The sequence below is a fragment of the Pyxidicoccus fallax genome, from assembly GCF_012933655.1.
Lineage (GTDB): Bacteria > Myxococcota > Myxococcia > Myxococcales > Myxococcaceae > Myxococcus > Myxococcus fallax.
This window is the reverse complement of sequence record NZ_JABBJJ010000516.1, coordinates 1-6,133: the sequence shown is the minus strand read 5'-3', so window position 1 is coordinate 6,133 and position 6,133 is coordinate 1. Positions and strand designations below refer to the sequence as shown.

The 6,133-nt window shown below is 72.5% G+C and carries 6 protein-coding genes and 1 pseudogene; 6 read left to right on the top strand and 1 reads right to left on the bottom strand.

What is annotated here, in order from left to right:
* A pseudogene (locus HG543_RS50485) lies at window positions 1-192 on the top strand (hypothetical protein); the annotation flags it as partial.
* Between the two features lie 227 nt (window positions 193-419).
* Entirely contained in the window at window positions 420-863 is a 444-nt protein-coding gene (locus HG543_RS50480; RefSeq protein ID WP_169352144.1) for a PAS domain-containing protein, read from the top strand.
* 10 nt (window positions 864-873) lie between these two features.
* Here HG543_RS50480 and HG543_RS50475 read toward each other — a convergent pair whose 3' ends face one another.
* The gene (locus tag HG543_RS50475) at window positions 874-2,346 is read right to left on the bottom strand and encodes an SLC13 family permease (protein ID WP_169352143.1); all 1,473 of its coding nucleotides are present in this window, start codon (window positions 2,344-2,346) and stop codon (window positions 874-876) included.
* Window positions 2,347-2,465: 119 nt separating this feature from the next.
* Here HG543_RS50475 and ftsE point away from each other — a divergent pair, with 119 nt between their 5' ends.
* From ftsE to HG543_RS50455, 4 genes are all read left to right on the top strand, one after another.
* Entirely contained in the window at window positions 2,466-3,161 is a 696-nt protein-coding gene (gene ftsE, locus HG543_RS50470) for a cell division ATP-binding protein FtsE (RefSeq protein ID WP_169352142.1), read from the top strand.
* Window positions 3,158-4,060, top strand: coding sequence for a cell division protein FtsX (locus HG543_RS50465; protein ID WP_169352141.1), 903 nt, complete (start codon window positions 3,158-3,160; stop codon window positions 4,058-4,060). Before ftsE ends, HG543_RS50465 begins: the two co-directional genes overlap by 4 nt.
* Complete coding sequence (locus HG543_RS50460) at window positions 4,057-5,181, top strand: murein hydrolase activator EnvC family protein (protein WP_169352140.1); 1,125 nt, start codon at window positions 4,057-4,059, stop codon at window positions 5,179-5,181. The genes HG543_RS50465 and HG543_RS50460 overlap by 4 nt, the downstream gene beginning before the upstream one ends.
* Before the next feature lie 71 nt (window positions 5,182-5,252).
* Window positions 5,253-6,113, top strand: coding sequence for an alpha/beta fold hydrolase (locus HG543_RS50455; RefSeq protein WP_169352139.1), 861 nt, complete (start codon window positions 5,253-5,255; stop codon window positions 6,111-6,113).
* Window positions 6,114-6,133: the final 20 nt, after the last annotated feature.

Sequence of the window (6,133 nt, the reverse complement as noted above, 5' to 3'; positions counted from 1 at the left end):
CAGCCGCAGGCGCCCGCCGCCCCGCAGGCCGTCGCGCTTCCCCCCGAGGTCGCCGCCGCGCGCGCCCTCAAGGAGAAGCCGAAGATCAACGAGGTCGGCGTGGAGACGCTCTTCGGCGAGGACCTCATCTCCGAGAAGAGCCTCGACGAGGTCATCCTCAGCTACCTCGCCGGCGAGGGCGACCCGTCCTGAGCCCGCCGTGACGGCCGGGTCCGGGCGCGCCACTCGCGGCCCGCCCGGTTCGTTGCTTCCCCGTGCCCGGCTGCTTCCCGTGTCCGCGCTCGCGCGCGGTGCTCCGGACGGCTGTGACAAGCCCTGGACAGACCCTGTACAAGCTCTCGGGGCCATTCGTTGAATCGGGGGCTTACGGAACCCGGAGGCTTTGACGGACCTGGAGCGCGATTCCCATACTCCGCGCCATGGTCAAGCAACTGGACGGCGGGGGTGGCGCCGAGGTCCTGGAGTTCCCGAGGCAGGAGTCCCTGCTGGATGCGGACTCGCTGACGGGCGAGCGGCTCAAGGGCATGTCGCCCGAGGAGTTCGACCGGCTGCCCTTCGGGGCCATCAAGTTGGACGGGGAGGGCCGGGTGGTGGCCTACAACGCCGCCGAGGCCGCGCTGGCGAGGCGCGAGCGGAAGGCCACGCTGGGCCGGCGCTTCTTCGAGGAGATTGCCCCCTGCACCAACACGGCGAGCTTTCGGGGGCGGCTGGACGCGCTGGTGGAGCGGGGAGGCGAGGCCACGGAGCGCTTCGACTTCAAGTTCCTCTTCCCCTGGGGCGCGCGCGACGTGCGCATCCGGCTGATGGTGCTGCGCGACGGCTCGCGCTGGGTGTTCGTCACCGCGCTCAACCGGAGCCTCTGAGCGCCGCCGCTCAGGGCAGCACCCACCGCACCCAGGCGTAGCCGTAGACGGTGAGCGCGGCGGCGGCGAGCACGTCCAGGAGCAGCCCCGCCTTCATCATCACCGGCAGGCGCACGTAGCCGCTGCCGAAGACGATGGCGTTGGGGGGCGTGCCGGCGGGCAGGGCGAAGTCGCACGAGGCCGCGAAGGTGCTCACCGCCAGGAGCGGCCGGGACGCGGGCAGCACGTTGAGCATGACATTCACGGTGGCGGTGTTGGAGGCGATGGCGGACAGCACGATGGTGGCGCTGGCCACCACGGCGTGCTGGGCCAGGCCATGCAGCGACTCCAGCCCGGACAGCCGCGTGATGAGCCACGAGGACAGGCCGCTCGCCTCGATGCCGGCCGCCAGGGCGAAGCCGCCGCCCAGCAGGAGCAGCGTGTCCCAGGGCACCCGGCGCAGGGCCGCGAAGGACAGGCGCCCCACGGCCACGAGCACCAGCGCCCCCACGATGGCCACCGCCGCCTCGTAGTGCTTGCCGGCCAGCTTGAAGCCGTCGAAGGCGCGCGCCACGGGCGGGGCGAGCAGGGCGCGCAGCGGGTCGCCGAAAATCCACAGCACCGCCGCCACGAGGAACACCCCGCCCACCACCCGCTCGCCGGAGGACATGGGGCCCAGCTGGGCCAATTCCCGGGCGATGACGTCCCCGCCCTGGCCGGGGCCCAGCCGGTCCTTGCGCCCCCAGCGCCACAGCACCGCCCAGGCCAGCGGGAGGAAGAGGAGGACGAAGGGGAGGGCGGCGACCATGTACTCCACGAAGCCCACGTCGGCGCCGAAGCGTCGCGACACCACGCCCGCGAAGACGGAGTTGGTGGGCGAGCCAATCTTGGTGCCGACGCCGCCCACGTTGGAGCCGTACGCCACCGCCAGCATCAGCGCCGCGCCGAAGTGTCGCAGCTGGCGGCCTTCGGAAGCCTCGAGCTGGGCGATGAGCGCCATGCCGATGGGCACCATCATCACCGAGGTGGCGGTGTTGGAAATCCAGAGGGACACGGCGGCGGTGGCCGCCAGCATCCCGAACAGGAGTCGCTGGGGCCCGGTGCCGATGGCGCGCATGATGAGCAGGGCGATGCGCCGGTGCAGGCCCCACTGCTCCAGGGCGGCGCCCAGGGCCATGCCGCCCATGAAGAGGAAGATGTACGGGTCCACGAAGGGCTGCGCGGAGCGGCCCACGGCGACGAGCACGCCTCCGTCCCCGAAGACGCCCAGCGCGGGGAAGAGCACCAACGGGAGCAGGGCCGTCCAGCCCATGGGGGCGGCCTCGGTGAACCACCAGAGGGCCATCCACGCGGCCACGGCGGCGGCGGCGGCGGGGCGGTGGCCCATGCCGGGGATGGCGTGCAGCCCGGAGGGGATGAAGTAGACGAGCGCGGCGACGACGGGCCCGGCGATGCGTCCCACCCACTGTCCTGTCGTCGTCCGAGGCGCGGCGCGCTGGCTCATGCCCCTCCACCGTCGCACAGGTGGCTCCAGGGGTGGGAGGGGAAAGCCCGCCCACTCGCCGGGCGTGCGTGGGGCGCTGGCGCCGGGCCGTGGTAGGTTGGCGGCCCCCGCGCGACGCCATGATTCAGTTCTTCCACGTCTACAAGGCGTATCCCGGCGACCCGCCGGTGCTGTCGGACATCAACCTCAACGTGGAGAAGGGCGAGTTCGTCTTCCTCACCGGCCCGTCCGGCGCGGGGAAGACGACGCTTTTGAAGCTCATCTTCTGCGCGGAGAAGGCCACCAAGGGGCAGATTCTGGTGGGCGGCCGCAACATCGCGCGCATCCGCGAGTCCGCGGTGCCGTACCTGCGGCGCAACATCGGGGTGGTGTTCCAGGACTTCAAGCTGCTGCCACACCGGACGGTGGAGGACAACGTGTCCTTCACGCTGGACGTGCTGGGCGTGCCGCGCGCGGAGGCCCGCGAGAAGGTCCGGCGGATGCTGAAGCTGGTGGGCCTGGAGCACAAGGCGGACTCGTTCCCCCTGCGCCTGTCCGGTGGAGAGCAGCAGCGCGTGGTGATTGCCCGCGCGCTGGTGAATGACCCCACCATCCTCCTGGCGGACGAGCCCACCGGCAACCTGGACCCGGCGCTGACGGTGGAAATCATGGACCTGCTCACCCAGGTCAACGTGCGCGGCACCACGGTGATGGTGGCCACGCACGACGCGACGCTGCTGGCGCGCTACCAGAAGCGCACGGTGCGGCTGGAGCGCGGGGAGATTGTGTCCGACGAGGACGGCGTGAAGGCGGCGCGGCGGATGGTGGCCGGATGAGCGTGGTGGCGAAGGCGACGTACTTCTGGCGCTCGGCGGCGGTGGGGCTGCGGCACTCGCCGTTCGTGCACTTCATCGCGGTGACGACCATCGCCATCGCCCTGTTCTCCGCGGGCATGGCCCGGGGCGCGGCGCGGGTGCTGGACAACCTGCTGGCGTCCTTGGGCGGCGAGGTGGAGGTGACGGTGTACCTGTCGCCCGAGATGGGCGAGGACGAGGTGCACGGCATGCGCACCCGCGTGGAGGAGGTGAGCGCGGGGCAGGTGACGGTGGTGCCGCCGGACGCGGCGCTGACGCGGCTGCGCACGGAGCTGGGAGATTTGGGCGACGCGCTGGCGGAGCTGCCGGAGAATCCGCTGCCCGCGACGCTGGAGCTGCGCGTGCCCCCGGAGAAGCGCAACCCGGCCGCGCTCCAGGCGCTGGCGAAGGACCTGCGCGCGATGCCCGGTGTGTCCGGCGTGGACTACGGCGAGGCGGCGGTGGAGCGGCTGACGGCCATCGCCCGGGCGCTGCGCTTCGGCTCGCTGGTGGCCTTCGTGGTGGTGCTGGGCGCCACCGTCATCATCGTCGCGGCCACGCTGCAGCTCGCCATCTACGCGCGGCGCGGCGAGATTGAAATCCAGAAGCTGGTGGGCGCCACGGACCGCTTCGTGAAGGCGCCCTTCCTCCTGGAGGGCCTGCTGCAGGGGCTGATGGGCGCGGGCGTGGCGCTGCTGGGGCTGTGGGCCTTCGGGCACGTCCTGGGGCCCACGCTGGGACAGCTCTTCGCGTTCCTGCTGGGGCCGGGCGTGGGCGCGGCGTGGGTGGAGCCGCGGCTGGCGCTGGAGCTCGTCGGCGCCGGGTGCGGCCTGGGCCTGGGCGGCAGCTTCGTCGCGGTGGGGCGCTTCCTGCGGGTATGAGCCGGTTCGTCCCCCTGGCACTCGTGCTGGCCCTGACGGCCTCCACCGCGTCCGCGCAGCAGCCGGAGGAGGCGGAGCAGGCGGCGCTGCGCGAGAAGCTGGCCACGCAGCGCGCGACGCTGGCCCTCATCGAGTCGAAGAAGCTCTCCGTGCTGGAGGGCCTGGAGATGATGGAGGAGATGGCGTCCTTCTCCCGGCGCCGCGTGCGCGCGCTGGAGGGGGACCTGGCCATCTTCCGCCGCCGCGTGGCGCTGGCCGAGCGCGAGGAGGCCGTGCTGCGCGAGGCGCTGCGGCTCCAGCTGCGCCGGCTGTCCCCGAGGCTGCGCACCCTCTACCGGCTGATGCGCCGCCGCCCGCTGGAGGTGCTGCTGTCCGCGGAGGACTTCGCCGCGCTGGTGTGGCGCGCGCGGGCGCTGGAGGCCAGCATGTCCGGCGACCTGGAGCTGTTGCGCACCGTGCAGCGGGTGACGCACCTCCAGCGGCAGGCGACGCGCGAGCTGAAGCGCCTGCAGACGTCGCTGGCCGCGCGCGTGGTCTTCCTCCAGGAGCAGGAGAAGCTGGCCCGCGCGCAGCAGGAGGCGCTGGAGGAGGTGGTGGGCGCGCTGGCGGGCGAGGCGGAGCTGGCGAAGCGCGCGGTGCGCGAGCTGGAGCAGGCGGACGCGGAGCTGGCGCGCGTGGTGGCGGACCTGAAGGAGCTGCCCGCCACGCACGGCTTCGGCGCGCTGCGCGGCAAGCTGCCCCGGCCGGTGAGGGGCGTGGTGGAGGTGGGCTTCGGCAAGGTGGTCAACCCGCGCTTCAACACCGTCACCGTGCAGAAGGGCATCGACATCCGCGCCGCCGCGGGCACGCCCGTGCAGGCGGTGGCCGACGGCACCGTCGTCTATGCCGGCGCACTGCGTGGCTACGGCAACCTGCTCATCCTGGACCACGGCGATGGCTTCCACACCCTCATGGCCCACCTGGCCACCATGACCCCGCCGCTCGGGGCCACCGTGACGGCGGGTGAAGTCGTGGGCGAGGTGGGCGACACCGGCTCGCTCAAGGGCGCCTACCTGTACTTCGAGGTCCGCAGGGCCGGTCAGGCCGTGGACCCGGCGCTCTGGCTGGCCCCTGCCTCCTGACGCATTGCGGCAAAGTGCCATCGGGCTTGTTATCCTCTGTGGCACCCCTTGGAAGAGGAGCAGGCAGGCGCATGGACTTGATGGGCGGGATGCAGAAGGTGATGCGGCGCATGCTGGTGGCGCGCGGTGTCGAGTCCTCGACGGTGCAGGTGGCCGGCCAGGGGCTGCACCACTACTCACTGAAGGGCGAGGGCAAGGGGCCGCCGGTGGTGCTGGTGCACGGGCTGGGCGGCTCGGCCAACGGCTTCGGGCGCACCTTCTTCGGGCTGGCGAAGCGCTTCTCGCGCGTGGTGGCGCCGGACCTGCCGGGCCACGGCTTCTCGCTGGAGTACTGCGGCGGAGAGGTCTGCGTGCGCAACCAGTTCGACGTGCTGCGCGCCTACGTGGAGCAGGTGGTGGGCGAGCCGGCCGTGGTGGTGGGCAACTCGCTGGGCGGAGCCATGTCGGTGAACCTGGCGGCGGAGTACCCCCAGTGGGTGCGCGCGCTGGCGCTGGTGGCCCCGGCGGGCGCGGAGCTGCCCGAGGAGGAGATGAAGTCGCTGCTCGCGTCCTTCACCGTGCGCTCCCCCGCGGAGGCGCGTGCCTTCACGCGCAGGCTGTTCCACCGGCCCCCGCTGCCCGCGCTGCTGTTCGCCTACGAGCTGCGCCGCTTCTACGACACCCCCACCGTGAGGGCGCTCACCGCCGAGGCGCTCGCCACGCGCGCCAGCCTGGAGCCCGACAAGGTCCGCAACCTGGCCATGCCGGTGCTGTTCCTCTGGGGCGGCAGCGAGCGGCTGCTCCCCTCGCAGACGCTGAAGTGGTACCGCGACCACCTGCCGCCGCACGCCCAGGTGCACGTGGTGGACGGCTTCGGGCACGTGCCACAGCTGGAGCGTCCGGACGAGCTCGTGTCGCACCTGGTGCGCTTCGCCGACACGGCGGGGCTCTGACGGCCGGGGTAGAGTGGGGC

Bases quoted from the DNA above. Each gene is read 5' to 3' on its own strand.
- HG543_RS50480 (WP_169352144.1), top strand. From the start codon at position 420: ATGGTCAAGCAACTGGACGGCGGGGGTGGCGCCGAGGTCCTGGAGTTC.
- ftsE (WP_169352142.1), top strand. From the start codon at position 2,466: ATGATTCAGTTCTTCCACGTCTACAAGGCGTATCCCGGCGACCCGCCG.
- HG543_RS50475 (WP_169352143.1), bottom strand. From the start codon at position 2,346: ATGAGCCAGCGCGCCGCGCCTCGGACGACGACAGGACAGTGGGTGGGA.
- HG543_RS50455 (WP_169352139.1), top strand. From the start codon at position 5,253: ATGGACTTGATGGGCGGGATGCAGAAGGTGATGCGGCGCATGCTGGTG.
- HG543_RS50460 (WP_169352140.1), top strand. From the start codon at position 4,057: ATGAGCCGGTTCGTCCCCCTGGCACTCGTGCTGGCCCTGACGGCCTCC.
- HG543_RS50465 (WP_169352141.1), top strand. From the start codon at position 3,158: ATGAGCGTGGTGGCGAAGGCGACGTACTTCTGGCGCTCGGCGGCGGTG.